The organism is Pseudomonas sp. PDM04 (assembly GCF_014851765.1).
Classification (GTDB): Bacteria; Pseudomonadota; Gammaproteobacteria; order Pseudomonadales; family Pseudomonadaceae; genus Aquipseudomonas.
The window spans coordinates 377,812-404,065 of the sequence record NZ_JACVAI010000001.1 but is presented as its reverse complement, the minus strand read 5'-3'; the positions used below and the strand labels follow the sequence as shown (position 1 = coordinate 404,065).

The window sequence follows — 26,254 nt, the reverse complement described above, 5'->3', positions numbered from 1 at the left end:
GCAGCGGACGCGTGCGAGCCGGGTTCATCGTTATCAAGGAATCTCTATGACTGCTGGCCTGCAAGGCTCGTTGATGGTGGACGTCGCCGGTACCTGGCTGACGGCCGAAGATCGCCAATTACTGCGTCAGCCTGAAGTGGGCGGCCTAATCATTTTTGCCCGCAACATCGAACACCCACGCCAGGTGCGCGAGCTCAGCGCGGCGATCCGCGCCGTTCGCCCTGACCTGCTGCTGGCGGTGGACCAGGAGGGTGGTCGGGTGCAGCGCCTGCGTCAGGGTTTCGTGCGGCTGCCGGCCATGCGTGCCATCGCCGACAACCCGAACGCCGAATACCTGGCCGAACAGTGCGGCTGGATCATGGCCACCGAAGTGCTGGCCGTGGGGCTCGACCTGAGCTTCGCCCCGGTACTGGACCTGGATTACCAACGCAGCGCGGTGGTTGGCACCCGTGCGTTCGAGGGTAACCCGGAGCGTGCGGCACAGCTGGCGGGAGCGTTTATCCGTGGCATGAACAGCGCGGGTATGGCCGCCACTGGCAAGCACTTTCCCGGCCACGGCTGGGCCGAGGCGGACTCCCACGTTGCGATCCCCAATGACGAACGCAGCCTCGAGGAGATTCGCGCCAACGACCTGGTGCCGTTCTCCCGATTGAGCCGGCAACTGGCCGCAGTCATGCCGGCTCATGTGATTTATCCACAGGTCGATGCCCAGCCCGCCGGTTTTTCCCGTCGCTGGTTGCAGGACATCCTGCGCGGCGAGTTGCAGTTCGAAGGGGTGATCTTCAGTGACGACTTGTCGATGGCCGGTGCCCACGTGGTCGGCGATGCCGCCAGTCGCATCGAAGCGGCATTGACCGCCGGTTGTGACATGGGCCTGGTGTGCAATGATCGTGCTGCCGCCGAGCTCGCCCTGAGTGCCGCTCAGCGTTTGAAGGTCAAGCCATCCGCGCGTATTGCGCAGATGCGCGGTCAATCGCACGCCAGCACCGAATACCGTCAAGACCCGCGCTGGCTCGCTGCCATTGGCGCGCTCAAAGACGCTCAACTGATTGAATAAGGACAGTACGTTATGACGGTTTACGCGATTATCGGTGGCACCGGTCTGACTCAACTGGAAGGCCTGAGTATTCGCCAGTCACTGGCGGTCGATACGCCCTACGGTGCGCCGTCGGCCGAGGTGCAGATCGGTGAGTATGCAGGCAAGGAAGTGCTGTTCCTCGCCCGTCACGGTCATCCTCACCGTTTCCCCCCGCATCAGGTCAACTACCGCGCCAATCTCTGGGCGCTGAAGCAGGCCGGTGCCGAAGCCATTCTGGCCGTCAACGCAGTCGGTGGAATACACGCGGCAATGGGGACCGGTCATTTCTGCGTGCCGCATCAGTTGATCGACTACACCAGCGGTCGCCAGCACACCTATTTTGCCGATGACCTGGAACAGGTCACGCACATCGATTTCAGTTACCCGTACAGCGAGCCCTTGCGCCAGCAACTGATCGCGGCACTGGTGGCCGAGGGAGTCGGTTACAGCAGTCATGGCGTTTATGCCTGCACCCAGGGGCCACGCCTGGAAACCGTTGCTGAAATCGCCAGGCTGGAACGTGACGGTTGCGACATCGTCGGCATGACCGGCATGCCCGAAGCGGCATTGGCCCGTGAGCTGGAACTGGATTATGCCTGCCTGGCGCTGGTGGTGAACCCGGCGGCGGGCAAATCGACGGCGGTGATCACGATGGCCGAGATCGAGCAGGCGCTGCATGACGGGATGGGCAAGGTGAAGTCGACGTTGGCGCGGGTGCTCAAGGGGTGAGTCGGGCTTGATACCGAGTGGCGTTCATCGCGAGCAGGCTCGCTCCCACCCTGGATCGATGTTGCACCAGCGATCACCGGTGGGAGCGAGCCCGCTCGCGATGAAGAGCACTCAAATCTCAGCGTTTCTCCAGCTTGTCCGGTAACGGCGCAAACAGCGCCTCGATATCATCGCTCTGCAACTTCCAGTCCCCGGCCTTGCGCCCATCCAGCACGCCCGCTGCGAGATCGGATTTTTCCTTTTGCAGGTGCTGGATTTTCTCTTCGACCGTGCCGCGGGCAATCATCTTGTAGACGAACACCGGTTTCTCCTGGCCAATCCGGTAGGCGCGGTCGGTTGCCTGGTTCTCCGTCGCGGGGTTCCACCAGGGGTCATAGTGAATCACCGTGTCCGCTTCGGTCAGATTCAAGCCAACACCACCGGCCTTCAGGCTGATCAGAAAGATCTGACGCTTGCCGCTCTGGAAATCTTTTACCGGGGAGCGGCGGTCACGGGTCTGACCCGTCAGTAGTGCGTAGTCAATGCCGCGTTTCACCAGCTCGGCTTCGATCAACGCCAGCATCGATGTGAATTGCGAAAACAGCAGGATCCGCCGGCCTTCCTCGAACAACTCCTCGAGCATTTCCATCAGGCTGTCGAGCTTGCTCGAGGTGCTGCCGCGCGCGGGCAGGGCCGCGTCGTTGACCAGGCGCAGGTCGCAACACACCTGGCGCAGCTTCAGCAGGGCCTCGAGGATGATGATCTGGCTGCGCGCGACACCTTTGCGGGTGATTTCGTCGCGCACTTTCCTGTCCATCGCCAGGCGCATGGTTTCGTACACATCGCGCTGGGCTTCGTTGAGTTCGACCCAGTGGATGATTTCGGTCTTGGGCGGCAATTCCGTCGCGACCTGCTCTTTGGTCCTGCGTAGCAGGAACGGTTTGATCCGACCGTTCAGGTGCTGGAGCCGGACTTCACTGGTGCGTTTTTCAATGGGCACGCGGTAATCGCGGTTAAAGCTTTTGACGTCGCCGAGCCAGCCGGGCAACAGGAAGTGAAACAGCGACCACAGCTCGCCCAGGTGGTTTTCCAGCGGCGTGCCGCTCAGGCACAGGCGCTGGCGTGCGTTCAGTTCTCGTGCGGCGTGAGCGGCCTTGCTGTTCGGGTTCTTGATGTACTGCGCCTCGTCCAGTACCAGCACATGCAGGGGCTGCGCGGCCAGGCGCTCGACATCCTTGGGCAGCAGGGCGTAAGTAGTGAGGATCAGGTCGTAATCGGCCAGGTGCTCGAAATGCTTCCTGCGACTGGCGCCATACAGCGCAAGGACCTTGAGCTGAGGCGTGAAGTGCGCCGCTTCGTCGAGCCAGTTGGGAATCAGGCTGGTGGGCATCACCACCATGCAGGGCCGATCGAGGCGTCCGGCGTTTTTCTCGCTGAGCACATGCGCCAGGGTTTGCAGGGTTTTGCCCAGGCCCATGTCGTCGGCAAGTATGCCGCCGACCTCCAGTTGGCGCAGCGACTGCATCCAGCTCAAGCCTTCCAGCTGGTAGGGACGCAAGGTCGCGTTCAAGCCTTCGGGGGCGGTTGCGCTGTAGTCGCGAACGTCGCGCAGGCGCTGGGCAAAGGTGCGGATCTGCTCGCCACCTTCCCACAGCAGCGGCAGGTCCTCCAGCGGGTTCAGGCGTGTGGCGTCGGCCTTGCTCAAGCGTAATGTGGTTTCACCGGGTTCCTGCAGGTAGAACTCGCCGAGGGTCGCCAGCACCGGCTTCAGGCGACCGAACGGCAGGGCGACTTGCAGCGGGCCGTGCTCGGAGTTCGGGCGATGGGGAATGTTCACCAGAATCAGCTCGTCATCGCGTCGACGGGCCAGGCGCTCCGGGTTGAGGATTTCGGTGTGGGAACGCATCAGGTTCAGCAGGATCGGCAGCAGGCTCAGCCGTTCGCCGTTGACGATGATCCCCAGTTCCAGGTCAAACCAGTCGCGCTCCGGTGTCTGTTCGACCGTGGCGTACCAGTCGTCCACCGCAGTCAGATCGAAACCGAAGTCTTCGTCTATCTGCAGCTCCCAACCCTGGGTGCGCAGTTTTGGCAGTTCATTGAGGGTGAACGTCAGCCAGGCGCTGTCGTTGACCATCTCATACAGTTCGCCGGCGCTTTCCGGCAGCGCCTTGCTTTGGCGGGTGGCAACTTTGAAGCCGAGGATTCGCAGTTGCTCCCTGTAGGCCTGTTCGACTTCCGGATGGCGTTTTATCCGTAAGGTCTGTGTTTCCTGGCGAATCAACACGTCGGCGTTTTTCTGCCCGCTGACGTATTCATCCAGGTAGCTGAAGGACAGCGCTGCACGATGCTGGATGTAGCGCTGCATCCTGCCGTTGCGCGGTTCGAAGGCACTGAATTCGATGCTCGCCAGCCACAGGCGTGGAACGGGTTGCACGTTGTCCACCAGCACCTGGGGTGGCGCCTTCGGGCTGCGGTTTTCCAGGACTGCCTGGAGCTTCTCCAGCAGTTCGGCGTCTTGCGCGGCGGCAGGATAGGCGAGGGTTTCCTGGACCTTGAGCAATACCGCTGCGCAATGCTTGCAGTTATTGCGTACCGGGCAGGTGCACGTGGCATCGACCATCAGCAGGGTGGCTTTGGCCGACTCGCGCAGGTGGATGGTCTGACGGTAAACGTTACCGCCCGAACCTTCGCAAACGGCGGTGATGGTGGCATCACCGGCCTCAACGATCCTGACGCGATTTTCCAGCGCGTATCGCCGGCCGCGCTCCAGGCTCTGTTCCTTGAATCGGCTGACCCAGGAGGGTGCCAGGGGTTTGCTCAGGGGCGCGGACATAGGGGCACAATCAGTCCGGAATTTCTTCGGGGGCTGGCCGAGGCGCAGGCGCGGTCAGGGAGGTGATCTTGATCAGCAGGCCCAGGTGCCCGGCATCGAGGAAGTTCAGTTGTCCGTTTTTGGTGTGGCTGTCCGTGTTCAGGCGCTCACTGGCGGTGACCAGGCCATCGGCGTCGAACTGGTTGACCCAGAAATCGGCGCCGACGTCGGTGAAGCGCCCTTGCTTGATGCTCAACGTGCCCTCGATCGGGAACTGGCCGAACTGTTCCTTGCCGTCGCTGATCGCCACCCTGGACGCTTCCTCGCCAAGGGTCTGTTGCCAGGCCTTGTGCAGCAACACGGTGTACTCGTTGCTGGCGGTGAGCTTTTCCACCTCGCCATTCAGGCTTGGCGTGCGCAGGCTGTCGGGGCTGATGCGCTGCGCTCCGGCATCCCAATCTTCTGGGGCTGCGCGGCTGACAATGGCCGGCACGGCGTTCTGCCGCACCAGAATCATTTCAACCTGATACAGGTCATCGGCATTCGCCATCGGAGCGGCCAGGGTCAGCAGCAAAGTCAGTGAGCGAAACAGGCGCATGCGGCGTCCTTCAAGCAGTTTTCGGAATGAGGCACTCAAGCAGCGCCTCTACAGTATTAAAGCGCTCTTCCGGGCGCTCCATCGGAACCATGAATTTGAACATCGTGGCGCCTTCGAATTTATAGCGTTTGGGCTGGCCCTGGATCAGCTTGATCAGGGTCAGCGGATCGACCGGCGTCTGCGCCGCGAACTCGATGCGGCCACCTTGCGGGCCTCCGTCGATTTTCTTGATGCCCAGCCCTTCGGCCTGCAACTTCAACGCGGTGATGCGCATCAGGTTCTTGGTCGGTTCCGGCAACAGGCCGAAACGGTCGATCATTTCCACTTGCAGGTCCTTGAGGCCATCTTCATCGGTGGCCGAAGCAATGCGCTTGTACAGGATCAGCCGCGCATGCACGTCAGGCAGGTAGTCCTCCGGAATCAACGCGGGCACGCGCAGATTGACTTCGGGACCACCGCCCAGCGGTTGATCGAGGTTGGGTTGTTCGCCCTTGCGAATCGACTTCACCGCGCGTTCGAGCATCTCCATGTACAGGGTGAAGCCAACGGCCTGAATCTGTCCGCTTTGGCCGTCGCCGAGCAACTCGCCAGCACCGCGGATTTCCAGGTCGTTGGTGGCAAGCACGAAGCCCGCGCCGAGGTCCTGGGTGTTGGCAATCGCTTCCAGGCGTTTTTCCGCGTCCGGGGTGATTTGCTGGCGCGGCGGTGTCAGCAGGTAGGCATACGCCTGGTGGTGGCTGCGGCCGACCCGTCCGCGCAACTGGTGTAACTGCGCCAGGCCGAATTTGTCGGCGCGCTCGATGATGATGGTGTTGGCGCTCGGCACGTCGATGCCGGTCTCGATGATGGTCGAGGCGATCAGCACGTTGAAGCGCTTGTGGTAGAAGTCGCTCATCACCTGTTCGAGCTCGCGCTCGCGCATCTGCCCGTGGCCGATGCCGATCCGCGCTTCCGGCACCAGTTCGGCGAGGTCGGCGGCACACTTCTCGATGGTCTTCACGTCGTTGTGCAGGTAATAGACCTGACCGCCACGCAGCAGCTCGCGCAGCAGGGCCTCCTTGACCGTGCTCTTGTTCTGCTCCATGACGAAGGTGCGCACCGACAGGCGCCGGGCCGGTGGGGTGGCAATGATCGACAGGTCACGCATGCCCGACACGGCCATGTTCAGCGTGCGCGGAATCGGCGTGGCGGTGAGGGTGAGGATGTCGACCTCGCTGCGCAGGGCCTTGAGCTGTTCTTTCTGGCGCACACCGAAGCGGTGCTCTTCGTCGATGATCACCAGGCCCAGGTTCTTGATCTTCACGTCGTCCTGCAGCAGCTTGTGGGTGCCGATGACAATGTCGATCCTGCCGTCGGCCAGGTCCGCGACCGCCGCGTTCACTTCCTTGGTCGACTTGAAGCGGCTCATCACCTCCACGGTCACCGGCCAGTCGGCGAAGCGGTCGCGGAAGCTGTTGTAATGTTGCTGGGCGAGCAGGGTGGTCGGCACCAGGATCGCCACTTGCTTGCCACTGTGCACGGCAATGAAGGCCGCACGCATCGCCACTTCGGTCTTGCCGAAGCCCACGTCGCCGCAGACGAGGCGATCCATTGGCTTGGGTGCGAGCATGTCTTCACGCACGGCCTCGATGGTGACCTGCTGGTCGGGGGTCTCCTCGAAGGGGAAGCCGGCGCTGAACGTTGCGTAGTCGGCTTTCGGGTCGGCGAAGGCATACCCTTCGCGGGCCGCACGGCGTGCATAGATGTCGAGCAGTTCCGCCGCCACATCGCGCACTTGTTCGGCGGCCTTGCGCTTGGCTTTCTGCCAGGTCTCTGAGCCGAGGCGGTGCAGCGGGGCCAGGGCATCGTCGCTGCCGGTGTAGCGCGCGATCAGGTGCAGGTTGGCCACCGGCACGTAAAGCTTGGCGCCCTCGGCGTATTCCAGGGCGAGGAATTCAGCGGCCTGGTTGTCGATCTCCAGGGTTGCCAGGCCCAGGTAGCGGCCGACCCCGTGATCGATATGCACCACCGGCGCGCCTTCGCGCAATTCGGTGAGGTTCTTGATCACCGCGTCGTTGTTGGCGTCGGCGCGTTTTTCGCGGCGCCGGCGCTGCATCACGCGCTGGCCGAACAGCGGGCTCTCGGCGACCAAGGCCAGGGCCGGATCCTCGAGCACCAGACCTTCGTCGAGCGGCGCAATGGTAATGGCCAGGCGCTCCTTGCCCGCCACGAAGTCCGGCCAGCTGTCGACGGTTTTGGGGCGCAGCTTCAGGCGTTCCAGCAGTTCCAGCAGCACCTCTCGACGGCCCGCGGATTCGGCGGTAAACAGCACGCGACCGGGAAACTCATCGAGGAACCCGGCCAGTGCCGCCAGCGGTTGGGTGGCCTTGGCTTCGATCGCCAGGTTTGGCAGTTCCCGTGCCGGGAAGCGTTCGCGACCGGCGCCGCTTTCCACATCCTGCTGGCTGGCCACTACCCGTGGCCAGTTTTTCAGGCGCGCGAAGCAGTCCTCCACCGGCAGGAACAACTCGGCCGGTGGCAATAAAGGACGGGATGGATCGACGCGACGCTCTTCATAGCGATTGCGCACGTCGTTCCAGAAGTTTTCCGCGGCCTGCTCGATGCCCGGCAGGGAAAACACTTGCGTGTCCTGGGGCAGGTAATCGAACAGGGTCGAGGTTTCCTCGAAAAACAGCGGCAGGTAGTACTCGATGCCGGCCGGGGTAATCCCGCTGCTCAGGTCCTGGAAGATCGGGCAGCGCCGGAAGTCGACATCGAAGCGCTCGCGAAACCGCGCCTTGAAACGGGTCACGGCTTCTTTCTGCAGCGGGAACTCCTTCGCCGACAGCAGTTTGACCGAATCGACCTTGTCGATGGAGCGCTGGTTTTCCGGGTCGAAGGTGCGCAAGGTCTCGATTTCGTCATCGAACAGGTCGATCCGATAAGGCAATTTGCTGCCCATCGGGAACAGGTCGATCAACGAGCCGCGCACCGTGAACTCGCCATGTTCGTACACGGTATCGACATAGCGGTAGCCGGTGGCTTCGAGACGGGTGCGCATCTGCTCGACATCGAGCTTCTGGCCAACGTCCAGGACCAGGCTGCTGCCCAGCAGGAAGGTGGTCGGCGCCAGACGATGCAGGGCGGTAGTGATCGGCACCACCAGCACGCCATGGCTCAGTTCAGGCAGCCGGTAAAGGGCGGCGATGCGCTGGGAAATGATGTCCTGGTGGGGTGAAAACAGATCGTAGGGCAGGGTTTCCCAGTCCGGGAAATGCAGCACGGGCAAATCCGGGGCGAAGAAACCCAGCTCCTGCTCCAGCCGTTCGGCACTTTGGCTGTCGGCGGTCAGCAGCAGGGTAAAGCGCCTGGCGGCGCTGGCAGCCTCGGCAATGGCCAGGCTGAGGGCGGCACCGGGCAGGTTGCCCCAATGCTGTTTACCTGCCGCGGCAGGGAGATGCGGTAGACGCAGAACGGGCACGGAAGGTTGAGCTCCAAGCGTTGCGACAAAGTCGGTAATTGTAGCGGGCCCGGATGCCGCCTGTCAGTTGCTGACTGTGTCTATTACGCAGGTTTGGCGAAATGTAGTGGTAAAGACAAAAAACGCCGGTTTTTTGATGAAAAACACCGATTATGTAGTGGCAAAACAAGCGAGTGTTACGGAGGGTTACGCACAAGACAGCGATGTCTTCAAAAAATTGACCCCGCTGGAAGGCCCGGTTTTACTGGGCTTCGGCGGCACTGATTTTTTTCTGTCGGAAATTTGTTACGGATCGCACGACAGGCGCGCATTGCTACGCGGGTCTCTCGGCGGCATAATGTAGCCCCTTTTTTCTGCCCCTACATGTGGAAGGTTCCCGTGACTCAGAAGCCCGACCAGTGTCTTGGTGAATGGATCGACCGTGAAGCACTCGCAGAAGCGATGATTCCGCTTATCGGTCAGCTCTACCGCAATAACAACGTGGTGAGCTCGATCTATGGCCGCAGCCTGATCAACCGTTCGGTGATCGCGATTCTCAAGGCTCACCGCTTTGCTCGTCACCGTCAGTCCGACGACACCGAACTGTCCGTCCACGAAACATTCCCGCTGATCAAGGCGATGAGCGAGCTCAAGCTCGGCGCCGCTTCGGTCGACCTGGGCAAGCTGGCGTCCAAGTTCAAGGCCGAAGGCAATGGCCGTACGGCCGAGCAGTTCGTCCGTGAAGAACTGGCCGACGTGGTTGGCCAGCAGAACGCCTCCGCACGCAAAGGCACCGACGTTGTCCTCTACGGCTTCGGTCGTATCGGCCGTCTGCTGGCGCGCATCCTGATCGAGAAAACCGGTGGTGGCGACGGCCTGCGCCTGCGCGCCATCGTGGTCCGCAAGGGTGCCGAGAATGACTTGGTCAAGCGTGCCAGCCTGCTGCGCCGCGACTCGGTTCATGGCCCGTTCGACGGCACCATCACCATTGATGAAGCCAACAACACCATCACCGCCAACGGCAACCTGATCCAGGTGATCTACGCCAAGAGCCCGACCGAAGTCGACTACACCCAGTACGGCATCGAAAACGCGCTGATCGTCGACAACACCGGTGTATGGCGTGACGCCGACGGCCTGGGTCAGCACCTGGCCTGCCCGGGCGCTGCCCGCGTGATCCTCACTGCACCCGGCAAGGGCGCGCTGAAGAACATCGTGCATGGCATCAACCATGGCGACATCACCCCGGACGACAAGATCATCTCGGCGGCATCCTGCACCACCAACGCCATCGTGCCGGTGCTCAAGGCGGTGAACGACAAGTACGGCATCGTCAACGGCCACGTCGAAACCGTTCACTCGTTCACCAACGACCAGAACCTGATCGACAACTTCCACAAGGGCAGCCGTCGTGGCCGCGCCGCGCCGCTGAACATGGTCATCACCGAAACCGGTGCCGCCACCGCCGCCGCCAAGGCGCTGCCAGTGCTCAAGGGCAAGCTGACCGGTAACGCGATTCGTGTTCCTACGCCGAACGTGTCGATGGCCATCCTGAACCTGAACCTGGAAAAGGCCACCACTCGCGACGAAATCAACGAGTACCTGCGCCAGATGGCAATGCACTCGGACCTGCACAAGCAGATCGACTACGTCAGCTCCCAGGAAGTGGTTTCCACCGACTTCGTTGGCTCGCGCCACGCAGGCGTGGTGGATGCTGAGGCGACCATCACCCAGGATAACCGCGTTGTACTGTACGTCTGGTACGACAACGAGTTCGGTTACAGCTGCCAGGTGGTGCGCGTGATGGAAGACATGGCCGGTGTAAACCCGCCTGCATTCCCACGCTAAGCGCCTAGCTGCACACCAGGAACGCCCCGACTTCGGTCGGGGCGTTTTTGTTGGTGGCGATTTTTCTCGTTCAAGCTGCCCAGTGATCACGGAAGCAGGTTGTTCCGCGGACCCGCCCAATGGCGCAATCAAAACCCTCGGACTTATATCGTTTTAATATGTTCGATTAATTATTAAGCATTGTCTCGAATACAATAAAAAGTTCAGGGTGTCGGAAAAAATAAAAACTTCCATTTAAAATAAACAGTTGCCGATGTATGTCGAATCAATGACTGAAGTGGATCCAATCAACGCTGCGTTATATATTTGGCGCCATTTAATTGCTTGATACATCCGCTTGACACGTCAAAGTCCTGAAACTAGTGTCGCCAATAACACCGCCCGCTCTGTCTCGGGCTCGCAACGCTGTTACAGCAACTCTCCAAAAAGACGGGAATCCCATTCCTGCTCACATCACAATAATCCAGATCACTGGCGTCGTCTTAGTTGCCGACTCTTCGCGTTTTTTTGCTTTGTTCACCCTGCCAAAAGTGTCTTTCGGTCACGGCCTGTTATTGCCTGGCTTTACGCGGTTGGTTTATCGGGAGAGTCGAACATGGCGCAAGAACGCTCAAGGCTGTTATCACTGTTGCCGCGCCTGGTGGGGTTGGGCGTCCTGGGGTTTATCGTCTGGCTGTTGTTGTCGACATTATTGATGCCCCTGGTGTCGGCTTCCGCCACACGGGCCATTTTGAATGCCCCGGTGATTTTGCTGACAACGCCCATTGACGGGGTGGTCAGTACACTGGAGGTCAAACCTGGCGCGACCTTCGTTCAAGGGCAGAAGATCGCCGTGGTGCAGAACCCGCGAGCGAACCAGGAAACCCTGCTGACGCTGCAAACCCGTCGACTGACCCTGGAGCAACAATTGTCGTCGTCGGCCAGCCAGGCCGAACATGATCAGCAGTATTACGAGGCACTGGAGAAAACCAGTCAGCAATACCAGACCGCGTTTCATACTCGGCAGCTGTTCATCCAGCGGGCACTCAAAGCGGAAAACAGCGCCGCCAGCGCACGGTTGATGGATGCCCGGGAAACCGTTGAGCGCAATCTCGAGTTGTTCGTGCAGGGGGCGGTGAGTGGCGCAGTGGTCGCTTCGTCCAAAGCCCAGTTGGCATCGCTGCAAGGTGCGGCGGAGTCGGTGCGTTCGCAGTTGCGGATCAATGACGGCGATGTCAGTGCGGCCAACCAGCAGGTGTACCTGGATCCCGATCAAATGCGCATGTTCGACCTGAGTGCGCAGATGACCACGTTGAAGCTGAGCCTGGACAATCAGGCGCGCAATCGTGCGACCTATCAACAGGAACTCGACCACCTCAACCAACTGATCGAAACCGAACAGAACCGGGTCAACATGATGTCCGGGTATGACGTCGTCGCCTATTCCCCCGGCACCGTGCAGGAGTTGTTGGCACCGCAGGGCACGCTGGTGCAGGCGGGGTCGACCTTGCTGCGCGCCACCGATTGCGCGCAGAGCTACGTGATCGCGGTGTTCCCGGAGCGGATGGCCAGCAAGATCGATCGCGACAGTGTGCTGACCGTGAAAATCCGCGGCCTCGCCGAACCGCTCAAGGCCAGTGTGGTGCAGTTGCTGTCCAGCACTTCGGACATTCGCGCCAACACCTACAGCGTGCCGTTTCCGTATGCCGAGCAGAACTCGGTGTACGTGGTCGGGACGTTCGCCACGGACCTGACGCAGAGCCAGCGCGCCATGACCTGCAATCCGGGCTTGTGGGCCAGCGCCGAGGTGTCGCGACCATGAAGGGTATCTTGCGAGTGGCCGCTGGCGTGATGCTGATCGGTGGCGCCTTTCCTGCATTGGCTGCGCAAGCCAGGCCGCAACTGATGGCGATGACGTGCGCGGCACTGGATCAGGCGGTGACATCGCAACCGGCGGGGCCGGTGCTGTTGCCCAGTTATCCGGCATTGAACGGTCAACCTGCACCGATCCTGGCGTTGCGCGGCGTGGCGTTCACGTACGACAACGCGTTGGCCAGCATTGCATTGTTTGCCTGTGGCAAAGCCGCATCGGCGCGGCGGATCGCCGACGCATTGGTGTTCGCCACGGAGCACGATCCCGAGTATCAGGACGGCCGCTTGCGCAACGCCTATGCGGCAGGGCCGGTGGGGCTGCCGTCGATGAAATTGCCGGGCTACTGGAGCACCGAGCGGAACGCCTGGAACCAGGATGCCTACCAAGTCAGCAGCGCCACCGGCAATCAGGCGTGGGCGGCATTGGCCTTGCTGGAGGCTTTTCGCCAGAGCGGCGAGGCGTCTTACCTTGAGGCCACCAGAAAAGTCCTGCACTGGTCGCAGAAGAACACCTACGACGACCAATCGCCCGCCGGCTTCAGCGGCGGCTACTACGGGTATTTCTCCCAGCAGGTGCAGCAGAACTGGAAGTCCACGGAGCATAACGTCGATCTGGCTGCGGCGTGGTCGGCGCTCGATGCGGTGGCGCCGGATGCAGGTTCGGCACAACAGGCGCGAATCGCCCGGCAATTCGTGTCCAGCCAGTGGGATGCCGGGGAAGGGCGGTTCCTGATCGGCACCGGGGCGGATGGCCAGACCTCCGATCGCGTGCGTTCAGGGCTGGACGCCCAGATCTGGCCGCTGATTGCCCTGCAGGATCCCCCCAGGGACTGGCGCCGGGTCTTCGCGTTTATCGATCGCGTGCACCGCGCCGGTGACGGTTATGGCTTCAACCGCGACCCTGACGGTCTATGGACCGAAGGCACCGCGCAGGCGGCTGCGGTGGCGCAATTGAACGGCCTGGGTGACAAGGCGCGACCGCTGTGGGGCGTGTTGCTCGACCAGCAAGCGAGCGAAGGCTGGCTGTTCGCGACACCGGCACCGCGCATCAGCACCGGCCTGGCCATTGGCCCGGACTCCATCACCAACGATTTTTTCTATTACCACTTGCCTCACTTGGGCGCCACGGCGTGGGCGGCAATTGCGGCCACGGGCGTCAATCCCTTTACCGGTTCGATGGAGGCTGACTGACATGCAGGCACTGGATGCGATGCAACTGCTGCAAATCAACTTCTGGACGCTGGCGGTGGTGATTCTGTTCACCTGCCTGACGCACCGGGATCAATGGGCTGCGCGTGCCGGGTTTGGCGCCGTTACCGCGTTGTTGCTGGTCAACTATGCGGCGTGGCGCATTCGCGAGACGTTGCCTGACGATCACTCCGGGTTTGCCACGGTCTGGGCCTATGCCTTCCTGTTTTTCGAAATGTTGGCGATCGGCTACACGCTGTTTTCCATTGTCGTCATGCTCTGCCGTTCCGATCACAGCAAGCAGGCCGATGCGGGCGAGCGACGCCTGCGTGCCCAGGGGGCTGACGTACCGGCGGTGGACGTGTTTATCGCTACTTACAACGAAGGCCTGGAGATCCTCGAAAAGACCATCATCGCGGCCCAGGCCATCGACTATCCCAACTTCACCATCTGGGTGCTCGACGATACGCGTCGCGACTGGCTGCGCGATTACTGTGCCGAGGTCGGTGTGCAATATGCGCGGCGCCCGGACAATGCCCACGCCAAGGCCGGTAACTTGAACAACGGATTGCGTCAGTCGGCGGCGGGCAGCAATGCGCCGTACATCCTCGTGCTCGACGCTGACTTCGCGCCTCAGCAGCCGATCCTGATGCGCACACTGGGCCTGTTCGACGATCCGAAAGTCGGCCTGGTGCAGACGCCGCAGTTTTACTACAACCCCGATCCGATCCAGCACAACCTGGGGACATCGGCATGCTGGGTGGATGAGCAACGGGTGTTCTTCGACGTGTTTCAACCGGCCAAGGACGGCTGGGATGCGGCATTTTGTGTCGGTACATCCTTCGTGGTACGCCGGGATTTGATCAACGAAATCGGCGGTTTTCCTACAGGCTCTGTCTGCGAAGACATCTACACCACCTATCGGCTGCTGCAAAAAGGCTACGTCACGCGCTGGTTGAACGAGCGCTTGTCGATTGGTTTATCCGCCGAGGGCCTGACCGAATACATCAACCAGCGCGGGCGTTGGTGCCTGGGCACCCTCCAGGTGGCGCTGCTCAAGGACGGACCTTTGCGTGGCGGCGGTTACACGTTCAATGACCGCCTGCACTACATCCACGGGCTGATGCACTGGTTTTCCAAACCGTTCATCTTGATGATGCTGGTGTCGCCGGTGTTGTATTGGTATTTCGGCATTGCCGGTTTTTACGCCAATCCGGTGGACTTCCTCGCGTTCGGCATGCCGGCACTGATCGCATTCTGGGGTTATGGGACGTGGGTTACGGACCGGCGTACCTTGCCGATTTTCACTGAAGTCACACAGATCGTTGCGTCGCTGGCCGTCACCGCAACCCTTGCCAGCGCGATGATCCGGCCTTTCGGACGGCCCTTCAAAGTCACTGCCAAGGGGTTGGACCGGACGAAAACCATGGTTCACTGGAAGTTGTTCGGGTTCTTTTTCGCGCTGACACTGTTCTCCCAGATCGGCGCTTACATCGCCATCAGCACGGCTGCTGCGTTCGACGGCAACATGGTGTTCAACCTGTTCTGGACGGTGGTGGCACTGATCTACAACCTCGCGACGCTGGTGGCCTGTGTCGACCGCCCGCGGTTGCATGGCGAAGAGCGCTTTCCGTTCGACAAAGCCACCGGCTTGCGTTTTGGCGGCAAGGTCCTTCCCGGTCGTCTGGTGGACATTTCCCTCAGCGGGGCATCGTTCAGTTGCGCCTTCGCCTCGTCGATCAAGCCGGGTCTGTGTGGCGAGATGTGGATCGACAAGCTGGGCTGGCTCGAGGTCGAAGTCATGCGCAACCACGGCACGGATCAGTTGGGCCTGCGGTTTGCCGAGCTCGATGAAGCCTTGCGGCGGCGCCTGATCGCGCGGCTGTTCAGTGACGCGACGATCAACGTAGTCAGCAAGGCCGAGCCGGCGCTGGCGTTCGGCACCTTGCTGCGACGTTCGTTGCTGGGGGAGAAACGCACAGCCCCGCGTTTGCCTGCACGCATCAAGGCATTGTCCTACGTGCCCCAGCGCCGATGGCGACCCGTCAGTGTGCGAGCGCATAAACAGGCTCTGCCGCACCTGGATGTCGAGCGCTCAGGCCTGTGGTCCGTACTGCTTTCTCCCTTGCGAGCTTTGCTCGGCCAACGCTTTTAGGTGCGCGCCATGAATCGTTGCTTATCGACTTCCTGTTTCATGTCTTTGCTGCTGCTCGGCGGCTGTTCGCTGGAGCCGACCTACGAGAAACCCGAGGCGCCGATCGACCAGCAATGGCCCGCCGATACAGCGGGGCAGTGTTGTGCCGGCAAGCAGGCGTTCGACAAGGACTGGCGCGGCTTTGTGGTCGATGAGCGCCTGCGCCGGTTGATCGATATGGCACTGGTCAACAACCGCAGTCTGCGGCAGTTCGCCGCCAGCGTCGAAGAGGCCCGGGCTGGGTACGACAGCGCGCGCTCCGGCCTTTTTCCGACAATTGGCATCGACACCTACGCCGGTCGCAGCAAATTGCCAGCGCTGGTACGGACGCCGAACGGCGGCGACAGTGCGGGCAGTATCGCCAATACGTTTCAGGCAACCGGCGGGTTCACGTCCTACGAACTGGATCTGTTTGGCCGTATCCGCAGTCAGCGCAATGCCGCCGGGGCGCGCTTCGAGGCGTCCGAGGCGGACTATCAGACGGCGCGGCTGGCGCTGATCGGCGAAGTGGCCAGCACCTGGCTGAGTCTCAAGGCCAATCAGCATTTGCTTGACCTGGCGCAGAACACCTTCGAGTCCCAGGACCGTTACGGGCAACTGCTGCGCAAGAGTTTCAACCTCGGCTCCAGCGCGCGAATCGACGTTCACCAGGCCGATGCGCAAACCAATACGGCGGCGGTGCAGGTCAACACCTATCGCATGCAGGTGGCGCAGAACCGCAATGCCTTGCGTGTGTTGGTGGGGCAGCCGGTGCCGACCGATCTGCTACCGACCGGTGCGCTCGGTGCCCAATTGGCCACGCTCGATGTGCCGGCCGGGTTGCCATCGTCGCTGGTGGAGCGTCGTCCGGACATCATGTCCGCCGAAGCGCAGTTGCGGGCAGCCAACGCCGATATCGGCGCTGCGCGTACCGCCTACTTTCCGACGTTTTCCCTGACCTCGGCGCTGGGTAGCCTGACCGGTGATTTTTCCCGGTTGCTCAGCGGCCCGGCGGAGTTCTGGTCGGTGGCGTTGGCGGGGACGTTGCCCTTGATCGACGGCGGTGCGCGGCGGGCGCAGGTGGATGCCAGCCATGCGCGGTTCGACGGGCAGGCGGCGGCGTATGAAGCGACCGTGCAGAACGCCTTTCGCGAGGCGGCGGATGCCTTGAATGCCCGGCAGGAGATGCTGACTCAGGTGGAGTATCAGAAGAAACTGGTGGGGGATTATCAGGAAGCCTATCGCCAGTCGCGCTTGCGGTTCGAAGCGGGCCTGGACAGCTATTTTTCCACCATGGACGCGCAACGTTCGCTGTTTGATGCACAGCAGAAATGGGCGCAACTGGAGTTGGCGCGGGAGATCAATCAGGTGACGTTGTACAAGGCGCTGGGTGGAGGGTGGAGTGGTTCATTGAAAGTGGCCGAACGCTGAGTTTCGCTGTGTGTGAGGGTCTCTTCGCGGGCACGCCCGCTCCCACACTTGGCTGTGGGAAGGGGCTTGCTCGCGATTGCCGCGTGTCAGAGGGCACGGACGTTGAATCGGACGGCCCCATCGCGAGCAGGCTCGCTCCCACAGGTTGCTTAATCGATCAGGCGCCGCCGACGACTGCCGCCTGCGCTGTGCGCAGTTGATGGCGGTTGCCCCGGAACAGCACCAGCGTCGCAATCAACCCCAGCACTGCCGCGCCACTGAGCCAGATCCCCGGCGCGGCTTTGTTGTCCAGCACATGGATCAGGTAGGTGCAGGCCGCCGGCGTGAAGCCGCCGAACGTCGCGGTCGCCAGGCTGTAGGCCAAAGAGAAACCGGTTGTCCGCACTTCCACTGGCATGATTTCCGTCAGCGCCACGACCATGGCGCCGTTGTAAGAGCCATACAGGAAGGACAGCCACAATTCGACAATCAGCAAATGGCTGAAGCTCGGGTTCGCCACCAGCCACGACAGGGCCGGATAGGCGGTGAGGATCGCCAGAAGGGTCGCCGCCAGCAGCAGGGGTTTACGCCCGACCTTGTCGGACACGGCACCCATCACCGGCAGCCAGAAGAAGTTCGACAGGCCGATGCACACGGTCACCAGCAAGGCGTCCATGTCCGACAGGTGCAGTTCGGCCTTGCCAAAGGTCGGCGTGTAGGCGGTGATCAGGTAGAACGACACCGTGGTCATCACGACCAGGGCCATGCCGGCGATGACAATGCCGAAGTTCTGACCGATCGAACGGATGATTTCCCGCAGGGTAGGGCGATGTTTCCGCGCCTGGAATTCCGGCGTTTCCTCCAGGGAACGGCGAATCACGAAGATCACCGGCACGATCATGCAGCCGATCAGGAACGGCACGCGCCAGCCCCATTCACCCATCTCTTGCGGGCTGAGCCAATGGTTCAGCGCGACCCCGAGCAACCCGGCGAAGACCACGGCGGCCTGCTGGCTGGCGGACTGCCAACTGACAAAGAAGCCTTTGCGACCGGGGGTGGAAATCTCGGCGAGGTACACCGACACACCGCCCAGTTCCACGCCGGCGGAAAAGCCCTGCAGCAATCGGCCAAACAGCACGATCAGCGGCGCGGCGACGCCCAGCGTGGCGTATCCCGGCACACAGGCAATCAGCACGGTGCCGGCCGCCATCATTGCCAGGGTAATGATCAACCCTTGCCGGCGACCATGACGGTCGATGTAGGCGCCAAGGAAAATCGCGCCCAAGGGACGCATCAGGAAACCGGCGCCAAAGGTCGCCAGCGATAACATCAGGGAGGCGAAAGCGCTGTCGGCGGGGAAGAAGGTTTTGGCAATGGCCGTGGCGTAGAAGCCATAGACCATAAAGTCGAACATCTCGAGAAAATTGCCGCTGACAACGCGAAAAATCGCTTTGCCTTTGCCCGTATTCGAGGACATGGGTACACACTCACTGTTGGCTGTCTGGTCGGAAGTCCATGGATTAGACGCATCCTCGCCATCACCCCAGAGGCAAATTCCCTCGGCGAGCAGAGTTGTAACAATATGTGTATGTAGATCGTTAGGCAACAACTAGTTAGCTTGCTGCTTAAGCGTTTCAGTTGTTCGTCGGATCAAGGCGCGGTGATCGGTCTTGTCGCATAATGCCCGGCCTAGGTGTGTGTCAGGCATCGACGTGGGGAGCGCAGGAATTGTTGAAAGGGTGCAAGGGCATTGTCTTTTTACTGCTTGGCGCGCTGTCAGGCTGCGGTAGCGGTGACTCCATGGAGGGCTTCGGTGGTCCGACCATGGGCAGTACGTATTCGATCAAGTACCTGCGCCATGCCGATCTTCCCAAGCCGGCGGAGGTCCAGGCCGAAGTCGAAAAAATTCTTGCGCAGGTGGATCGGCAGATGTCGACCTACCGCAGCGATTCAGACATCGAGCGTTTCAACGATCTGCCGGCCCATCGTTGTCAGAGCATGCCCACGCCGGTCCTGGAATTGGTGCGTGTCGGTCGGCAACTGTCGGAACAGAGCGAAGGCTCCTTCGATCTGACGGTCGAGCCATTGCTCAATCTCTGGGGCTTTGGTCCCCAGGCGCGAGGGGACAAGGTCCCGTCCGCACAGGCGCTGGCGGACGTACGACAGCGAGTGGGTTATCAGCACTTGCGCATCGAAGGTGACCAGCTGTGCAAGGATGCGGCCGTCGAAGTCGACTTCAACAGCATCGCGGCGGGGTACGCGGTGGACCGTATCGCTGCCAGGCTCGAAGCCATGGGCATCGGCAACTACCTCGCCGAAGTCACGGGCGAGCTCAAGGCCTCGGGCAGGAAACTCGATGGCTCACCCTGGCATGTCGCTCTGGAGGCGCCTCGGGACGATCAGCAGGTGGCGCAGCGGATCATTGCCGTCGATGGTTTTGGCGTCTCGACGTCGGGCGACTACCGTAACTATTTCGAACAGGACGGTCGGCGTTATTCCCACACCTTCGATGCCCGCACCGGCACACCGGTCTCGCATACCCTCGCGGCAGTCACGGTGATTAATCCTTCTGCCTTATTGGCCGATGGCCTGTCGACGCTGTTGCTGATTCTCGGCCCGGAACGTGGCTGGGACTACGCGGAAAAACACGATATCGGCGCATTTTTTGTGATTCGTGTCGATACAGGTTTCGTCACACGCACCAGTCACGCTTTTGAGCGCCTCAGTGGCGGGAAAAGCGAGTGATGAGGGTGTTGGGCCTATTGAAGACTGGCGTTGTAGTGCAGGCAAAACTAGCCTACGACGCGACCAAGGGTTAATGTGCGCGGCGATGACGCTTCTATAGACTGTGTCCGGGTTCTGCACTGGCCCCAAATTGTTCCTTCACGCCGCCGACCGGCGTGATTTAGCCGCAGGTGCCGAGGGCGCCGCGGCCTGTTCTGAGGAGTACGCATGGCTGTCTACAACTACGACGTGGTGGTACTGGGTTCCGGCCCGGCGGGAGAAGGCGCGGCAATGAACGCCGCCAAGGCAGGGCGCAAGGTGGCCATGGTCGACAGCCGTCGGCAGGTCGGCGGTAACTGCACCCACTTGGGCACCATCCCGTCCAAGGCACTGCGTCACTCGGTCCGGCAGATCATGCAGTTCAACACCAACCCGATGTTCCGGGCGATTGGCGAGCCGCGCTGGTTCTCCTTCCCGGACGTGCTGAAAAGCGCCGAGAAAGTCATTTCCAAACAGGTTGCGTCCCGCACCGGCTACTACGCCCGCAACCGCGTCGACGTGTTCTTCGGCACCGGCAGCTTCGCCGACGAGCAGACCATCGAAGTGGTCTGCGCCAACGGCGTCGTGGAAAAACTGGTGGCCAAGCACATCATCATCGCCACCGGCTCGCGTCCTTATCGCCCGGCGGACATCGATTTCCATCACCCGCGTATCTACGATAGCGACACCATCCTCAGCCTCGGCCACACCCCGCGCAAACTCATCGTTTACGGTGCCGGCGTGATCGGTTGCGAATACGCGTCGATCTTCAGCGGCCTGGGCGTGCTGGTGGAGCTGGTGGACAACCGTGGCCAGTTGCTGAGCTTCCTCGACTCGGAAATTTCCCAGGCGCTGAGCTATCACTTCAGCAACAACAACATCACGGTTCGCCACAATGAAGACTACGACCGTGTCGAAGGTGTGGACAATGGCGTAATCCTGCACCTGAAGTCCGGCAAGAAGATCAAGGCCGATGCCTTGCTCTGGTGCAACGGCCGTACCGGTAACACCGATCAGCTGGGGCTGGAGAACATCGGCGTCAAGGTCAACAGCCGTGGCCAGATCGAAGTCGACGAGGCCTACCGCACCTGCGTGCCGAACATCTACGGTGCCGGCGACGTGATCGGCTGGCCGAGCCTGGCCAGTGCCGCCCACGACCAGGGCCGTTCGGCTGCTGGCAGCATCGTCGAGAACGGCAGCTGGCGTTTCGTCAACGACGTGCCGACCGGCATCTACACCATTCCGGAGATCAGCTCGATCGGCAAGAACGAGCAGGAACTGACCCAGGCCAAGGTGCCGTACGAAGTGGGCAAGGCGTTCTTCAAGGGCATGGCGCGTGCGCAGATCGCCGGCGAGCCGCAAGGCATGCTGAAGATCCTGTTCCATCGCGAAACCCTGGAAGTGCTGGGCGTGCACTGCTTCGGTTATCAGGCGTCGGAGATCGTGCACATCGGCCAGGCGATCATGAACCAGCCGGGCGAACTGAACACGCTGAAGTACTTCGTCAACACCACGTTCAACTACCCGACCATGGCCGAAGCCTATCGGGTCGCCGCCTACGACGGCCTCAACCGGCTTTTTTGAGCGGCTCCGGCCGGTGGCCTGAGCCGGCCGGGGAGACCGATTTCAGCAATTCCCGAGCGTGGCAGTGGCCAAACCGGGAAAGTCTGTAATCAGGCTGTCAACGCCGAAGTCGGCGAGCCTGCGCATCAGCGCAGGTTCGTTGACTGTCCATACCGACACATGCAGCCCCTGACGCTGCGCCTTTTGCAGGCGTTCCGGCGTACACAGGGTCCAGTTCAACGCCAGGTATTCACAGCCATAGCTGGCCGCCACCTTCAACGGGTCGAGCCAGGCGTACTCGGCCACCAGCCCGCGCGATACGTCCGGCACCAGGTCCAGTGCGGCTTTCAGCACTTCCCGCGAGCTCGAGGTGATCGTCACCTTGTCGAGCAGGTTGAAACGCTGGGCCATCTCGCGAATCGCCAGCACCGTGGTCGCGGCGCGGGTACGTGAAGCGCTCTTGACCTCCAGCTGCCAGTGATCGAAGGCGCATTTCTCGAACAATTCCTCCAGCGTCGGGATCGGGCACGGCTTGATCCAGCCCGGGCCGCCCTTGCGCGCGTCGTAAGTCACCAGCTCGGCGGCGCTGTGCTCGACCACCTTGCCGCGCCGGTCGGTGGTGCGTTTGAGCGTCGGGTCGTGGATGACCATCAGCTCGTTGTCCATGGACAGATGCAGGTCCAGTTCGCAGCGGCGCACGCCGTGCTTGAGGCATTCCTGAAAGCTGGTCAGGGTGTTTTCCGGTGCTTCGCCCTTGGCGCCGCGATGGCCGTAGATGAGGGTCACGGTTCTTCCTTACGTTAAATGCCTGATTCTTGTTCGCGGGCCAGACGTCGTTCCTGGGCCTGCTTCTGCAAAATGTAGCGGGCGAGCAACTGGCGCTGGGCGTCGGTCGGACGCTCGAACTCGGTGCCGATGTCGAAACCGTCGCCCTTGGGGTCGCAATGGGTCACGCGAGCGCGCAGCAACAACCCGAGGGCCTGTGGCATCAGCACCAGTTTTATCGACAGGTGCGCGCCGGTGGCAATCGGCGTCGGGTGCTGGAAGTCGATGCCGCCCTCGGAGATGATCACCGGCTGTGGCTCGCCGATCTGGCCCAGCACGGTGAGGGCGATCACCTGGCTGAGCAGATCGATGCGTTTGTTCTGGACTTTGAGGAACGCCGCGAGGTTGCGATCGCGCTCGCTGATCTGGCGCAACAGGTGCTGCGACTCGAATTCGCTCAGGTGCAGTTCGCTGAGCACGTTGAAGAGTGGGGAAGCATCCTGCAACACTTCCTGGCCTGCGGCTTCGGGAGCGGACAGGGGCCGAATTTCCAGTGCGATCGTGTCCTCGATACGGTAGTATTCGCGGCGATCTTCTTCATCTAATGTCGACATGGCGAACCCATGGTAGCGGCGGTGGTCTGAGTGTAAAGCTGGTTATCGACCCCCGCCACAAGGACGTTCCTTTTCCCTCCGAACAAGCCCCGACATGTTCAGACCTCTCTTCGTATTCATTGGCACGCGTTACACCCGTGCAAAGCGTCGCAATCACTTTGTGTCGTTCATTTCCCTGACTTCCATGATCGGTCTCGCCCTTGGCGTCATCGTGATGATCGTGGTGCTGTCGGTCATGAACGGCTTCGATCATGAGATGCGTACCCGCGTGCTGGGCATGGTGCCCCACGCGACCATCGAGTCCGGCGAGCCGATCAGCAACTGGCAGGGTCTGGCCGACAAGGTCCGGCAGAACCGGCAGGTGACAGCCGTGGCACCCTTCACCCAGATGCAGGGCCTGCTGACCAACAACGGCAAGGTGTCCAAGGTGCTGCTCAATGCCATCGACCCGGCACTGGAGCGGCAGGTGTCGATCATTGACAAGTTCATGTTGCAGGGCAAGCTCGACGACCTCGAGCCCGGCAGCTTTGGCATCGTCATCGGCGACAAGGCGGCCGCCAAGCTCGGTGCGGCCATTGGCGACAAACTGACCTTCGTCGCGCCGGAGGTCACCGTGACGCCGGCCGGGATGTTCCCGCGCATGAAGCGCTTCACCGTGGTGGGCATCTTCCACGTCGGTGCCGGCGAGATCGACGGTTACCTGGGCGTCACCAACCTGCAGGACCTGGGGAAACTGCACCGCTGGAAGCCGGATCAGGTGCAAGGCCTGCGCCTGAAGTTCGACGACCTGTTCCAGGCACCACGGACCGCGTGGAACATCGCCCAACAGCTGGGCGAAGACCATTACTACGCCCGCGACTGGACGCGTACCCACGGCAACCTGTACCAGGCGATCCGCATGGAAAAAGCCATGATCGGCCTGCTGTTGCTGCTGATCGTCGCCGTCGCCGCGTTCAACATCATTTCCACGCTGGTGATGGTGGTGAACGACAAGAAGAGCGACATCGCGATTCTGCGCACCCTCGGCGCCACGCCGCGCACGATCATGGCGACCTTCATGGTGCAGGGCACCGTCATCGGCGTGGTCGGCACGTTGATCGGCGCCGTCCTCGGGATCTTCGCCGCGCTGAACGTCAGCGCCGCGATCTCGGCGCTCGAAGGCCTGATCGGCCACAAATTCCTCAACGCCGACGTGTATTTCATCGATTACCTACCGTCGCAAGTGCAGAGCCAGGATGTGTTGATGGTCTGCGCCGCCGCGTTGGTCCTGAGTTTCCTCGCCACCCTGTATCCAGCCTGGCGTGCCGCGCGCACCCAGCCTGCGGAGGCGCTACGTTATGAGTGAGTCGGGCATGAGTGATAAAGCAATCTTGAGCTGCCGCAACCTGGGCAAGTCCTACGAGGAAGGCCCTGAATCGGTGGAGGTTCTCAGTGGCTTGCAACTGGAACTGCATCCGGGGGAGCGCGTGGCGATCATCGGCAAGTCGGGTTCGGGCAAAAGTACCTTGCTCAACCTGCTCGGTGGCCTCGACACGCCGACCAAGGGCAGCGTCTGGCTCGACGGTGAGGAACTGTCGGCCCTGAGCGAGAAAAACCGTGGCCTGCTGCGCAACCGTGCACTGGGCTTCGTGTATCAGTTCCACCATTTGCTGCCTGAGTTCACCGCGCTGGAAAACGTCTGCATGCCGCTGCTGATCGGCAAGACCGCAATTCCCGAGGCGCGCCAGCGTGCAACCGCGTTGCTGGAGCGGGTAGGGCTCGGCCATCGGCTGGAGCACAAGCCTGCAGAGTTGTCCGGCGGCGAGCGTCAGCGTGTGGCCATCGCCCGTGCGCTGGTGAACAAGCCCGGCCTGGTGATGCTCGACGAGCCGACCGGTAACCTCGATTCCCACACGGCCGAAGGCATTCAGGAATTGATGCTGGAACTCAGCACGTCGATGCGCACGGCGTTCCTGGTGGTGACCCATGACATGAACCTGGCGCGCCAGATGGATCGTGTCCTGCACCTGCAGGAAGGTTGCCTGACCCCAATCCCTTGAGCGCTGCCGCGCTCAAGGGACTGACCGCTTTTTAAAGCTGATTTTTATACGGTGCCCCAGCGAATGTTCAGACCGTTATCGATCTTTATCGGCACGCGCTATACCCGCGCCAAGCGACGCAATCGCTTTGTTTCCTTCATTTCGATGACCTCGATGATCGGCCTCGCCCTCGGCGTGCTGTCGATGATCGTGGTGTTGTCGGTCATGAACGGTTTCCAGCGTGAAATGAGTTCGCGCATCCTCGGCATGGTGCCCCACGCCACGATCGTCGGCGTCAACCCGATCGACGACTGGCAGCCGGTGGCGGCGGCGGCGATGAAGAACCCTGAAGTGACTGCCGCCGTGCCGTTCACCGAACTGGAAGGCATGCTGTCCTACAAAGGTTCGATGCAGCCGATCCAGGTCAGCGGCGTGGATCCGGCGCTGGAAGGCAAGGTGTCGATCGTTGCCCAGCACATCGTTCAGGGTCGTCTCGATGCCCTGAAGCCGGGCGAGTTCGGTGTGGTGATCGGCGAGATCACGGCGCGACGGTTTCGCTTGAATGTCGGTGACAAGATCACTCTGATCGTGCCGGAAGTCAGCACCGCGCCGGGCGGGATCACCCCGCGCATGCAGCGTTTGAACGTGGTGGGCGTATTCAAGGTAGGGGCTGAGCTCGATGGCTCGATGGCACTGATCCACGTCGCCGACGCCGCGCAGATGCAGCACTGGCAACCGAATCAGGTGCAGAGTGTGCGCCTGGCATTGAAGGACTTGTACGCGGCGCCGAAGGTTTCCAGCGATATCGCTGGCGGTTTGGGCACGGCCTACAAGGCTGACGACTGGACGCACACCCAGGGCAGCCTGTTCAGCGCGATGAAAATGGAAAAAACCATGATCGGCCTGCTGTTGCTGATGATCGTCGCGGTGGCGGCGTTCAACATCATTGCCACGCTGATCATGGTGGTGAACGACAAGGGCGCCGACATCGCGATCCTGCGCACCATCGGCGCCACGCCCCGGCAGATCATGGCGATCTTCATGGTCCAGGGGACGGTGATCGGGGTGGTGGGCACGTTGATCGGTGGCGTGCTGGGCGTGATCGCCGCGCTGAACGTCAGTGAGCTGGTCGGCTGGGTCGAGCGGGTGAGCGGGCAGCACATCTTCAGTTCCGATGTGTACTTCGTCAGCAATCTGCCTTCGCAGCTGCAGGGGGGCGATGTGGCCCTGATCTGCACGGCGGGGTTCGTCATGAGTTTCCTGGCCACGGTTTACCCGGCGTGGCGCGCGGCGAAGGTCGAACCGGCTCACGCCCTTCGATATTCGTAAGCCGACAGACGCTTTCGTCGCAATGCCGCCCAGGCCAAGCCCGCTCCCACGGTTGACCGAGTCGAGATACGCATTTGTAAACGACTCGGTCCCCATG

19 protein-coding genes are annotated in these 26,254 nt (G+C 61.5%); 13 read left to right on the top strand and 6 right to left on the bottom strand.

All coding sequences use genetic code 11. From position 1 onward, the window contains the following. The first annotated feature begins 46 nt into the window (after nucleotides 1-46). Both nagZ and IB249_RS01875 read left to right on the top strand, forming a co-directional pair. Entirely contained in the window at nucleotides 47-1,057 is a 1,011-nt protein-coding gene (gene nagZ, locus IB249_RS01880; RefSeq protein WP_192301828.1) for a beta-N-acetylhexosaminidase, read from the top strand. A gap of 12 nt (nucleotides 1,058-1,069) precedes the next feature. Beyond that, on the top strand, nucleotides 1,070-1,807 hold the full coding sequence (locus tag IB249_RS01875) for an S-methyl-5'-thioinosine phosphorylase (protein ID WP_192301827.1): 738 nt from the start codon (nucleotides 1,070-1,072) through the stop codon (nucleotides 1,805-1,807). Between the two features lie 118 nt (nucleotides 1,808-1,925). Here IB249_RS01875 and IB249_RS01870 read toward each other — a convergent pair whose 3' ends face one another. Genes IB249_RS01870 through mfd form a run of 3 tightly spaced genes read right to left on the bottom strand, consistent with a single transcriptional unit; the run spans nucleotide 1,926 to nucleotide 8,656 of the window. Next, entirely contained in the window at nucleotides 1,926-4,619 is a 2,694-nt protein-coding gene (locus IB249_RS01870; RefSeq protein WP_192301826.1) for a DEAD/DEAH box helicase, read from the bottom strand. Nucleotides 4,620-4,629: 10 nt separating this feature from the next. After that, the gene (locus IB249_RS01865; protein ID WP_192301825.1) at nucleotides 4,630-5,196 is read right to left on the bottom strand and encodes a CsiV family protein; all 567 of its coding nucleotides are present in this window, start codon (nucleotides 5,194-5,196) and stop codon (nucleotides 4,630-4,632) included. 10 nt (nucleotides 5,197-5,206) lie between these two features. Further along, entirely contained in the window at nucleotides 5,207-8,656 is a 3,450-nt protein-coding gene (gene mfd, locus IB249_RS01860; protein ID WP_192301824.1) for a transcription-repair coupling factor, read from the bottom strand. 136 nt (nucleotides 8,657-8,792) lie between these two features. Here mfd and IB249_RS01855 point away from each other — a divergent pair, with 136 nt between their 5' ends. The 6 genes from IB249_RS01855 to IB249_RS01830 all read left to right on the top strand — a co-directional run bounded on the left by IB249_RS01855 (nucleotide 8,793) and on the right by IB249_RS01830 (nucleotide 17,126). Further along, a complete protein-coding gene (locus tag IB249_RS01855; RefSeq protein ID WP_192301823.1) occupies nucleotides 8,793-8,999 on the top strand; it encodes a hypothetical protein in 207 nt (68 codons plus the stop codon). A gap of 20 nt (nucleotides 9,000-9,019) precedes the next feature. Then, entirely contained in the window at nucleotides 9,020-10,483 is a 1,464-nt protein-coding gene (locus IB249_RS01850) for a glyceraldehyde-3-phosphate dehydrogenase (RefSeq protein WP_192301822.1), read from the top strand. Between the two features lie 595 nt (nucleotides 10,484-11,078). Beyond that, nucleotides 11,079-12,284 carry an HlyD family efflux transporter periplasmic adaptor subunit gene (locus IB249_RS01845; protein WP_192301821.1) on the top strand — a complete coding sequence of 402 codons (1,206 nt, stop codon included), beginning with the start codon at nucleotides 11,079-11,081 and terminating at the stop codon, nucleotides 12,282-12,284. After that, nucleotides 12,281-13,525, top strand: a complete 1,245-nt coding sequence (locus tag IB249_RS01840; RefSeq protein WP_192301820.1) for a hypothetical protein — start codon at nucleotides 12,281-12,283, stop codon at nucleotides 13,523-13,525. Before IB249_RS01845 ends, IB249_RS01840 begins: the two co-directional genes overlap by 4 nt. Before the next feature lies 1 nt (nucleotide 13,526). Beyond that, nucleotides 13,527-15,677 carry a glycosyltransferase family 2 protein gene (locus tag IB249_RS01835; RefSeq protein ID WP_192301819.1) on the top strand — a complete coding sequence of 717 codons (2,151 nt, stop codon included), beginning with the start codon at nucleotides 13,527-13,529 and terminating at the stop codon, nucleotides 15,675-15,677. Between the two features lie 39 nt (nucleotides 15,678-15,716). Further along, nucleotides 15,717-17,126, top strand: coding sequence for an efflux transporter outer membrane subunit (locus IB249_RS01830; protein WP_225606798.1), 1,410 nt, complete (start codon nucleotides 15,717-15,719; stop codon nucleotides 17,124-17,126). Between the two features lie 157 nt (nucleotides 17,127-17,283). Here the strand turns inward: IB249_RS01830 and IB249_RS01825 are convergent, their stop codons facing one another. After that, nucleotides 17,284-18,582 carry an MFS transporter gene (locus IB249_RS01825; protein WP_192301817.1) on the bottom strand — a complete coding sequence of 433 codons (1,299 nt, stop codon included), beginning with the start codon at nucleotides 18,580-18,582 and terminating at the stop codon, nucleotides 17,284-17,286. 323 nt (nucleotides 18,583-18,905) lie between these two features. On the opposite strand from IB249_RS01825, the gene IB249_RS01820 reads away from it, so the two are divergent. Together IB249_RS01820 and sthA are read left to right on the top strand one after the other, a co-directional pair. After that, the gene (locus IB249_RS01820) at nucleotides 18,906-19,850 is read left to right on the top strand and encodes an FAD:protein FMN transferase (protein WP_412547987.1); all 945 of its coding nucleotides are present in this window, start codon (nucleotides 18,906-18,908) and stop codon (nucleotides 19,848-19,850) included. 207 nt (nucleotides 19,851-20,057) lie between these two features. After that, nucleotides 20,058-21,452 (top strand): Si-specific NAD(P)(+) transhydrogenase, encoded by a 1,395-nt coding sequence (gene sthA, locus IB249_RS01815; RefSeq protein WP_085723066.1) that lies wholly within the window; start codon nucleotides 20,058-20,060, stop codon nucleotides 21,450-21,452. A gap of 42 nt (nucleotides 21,453-21,494) precedes the next feature. Here sthA and IB249_RS01810 read toward each other — a convergent pair whose 3' ends face one another. Beyond that, nucleotides 21,495-22,217, bottom strand: coding sequence for a glycerophosphodiester phosphodiesterase (locus IB249_RS01810; protein ID WP_192301815.1), 723 nt, complete (start codon nucleotides 22,215-22,217; stop codon nucleotides 21,495-21,497). A gap of 14 nt (nucleotides 22,218-22,231) precedes the next feature. Beyond that, nucleotides 22,232-22,810, bottom strand: a complete 579-nt coding sequence (locus IB249_RS01805; RefSeq protein ID WP_192301814.1) for a PilZ domain-containing protein — start codon at nucleotides 22,808-22,810, stop codon at nucleotides 22,232-22,234. Between the two features lie 94 nt (nucleotides 22,811-22,904). Between IB249_RS01805 and IB249_RS01800 the strand changes: the two genes are divergently transcribed. From IB249_RS01800 to IB249_RS01790, 3 genes are all read left to right on the top strand, one after another. After that, nucleotides 22,905-24,155, top strand: coding sequence for a lipoprotein-releasing ABC transporter permease subunit (locus IB249_RS01800; RefSeq protein ID WP_192301813.1), 1,251 nt, complete (start codon nucleotides 22,905-22,907; stop codon nucleotides 24,153-24,155). Between the two features lie 7 nt (nucleotides 24,156-24,162). After that, entirely contained in the window at nucleotides 24,163-24,849 is a 687-nt protein-coding gene (lolD, locus tag IB249_RS01795) for a lipoprotein-releasing ABC transporter ATP-binding protein LolD (RefSeq protein WP_192301812.1), read from the top strand. Between the two features lie 63 nt (nucleotides 24,850-24,912). Beyond that, nucleotides 24,913-26,157, top strand: coding sequence for a lipoprotein-releasing ABC transporter permease subunit (locus tag IB249_RS01790; protein WP_192301811.1), 1,245 nt, complete (start codon nucleotides 24,913-24,915; stop codon nucleotides 26,155-26,157). The last annotated feature ends 97 nt before the right edge of the window (nucleotides 26,158-26,254 follow it).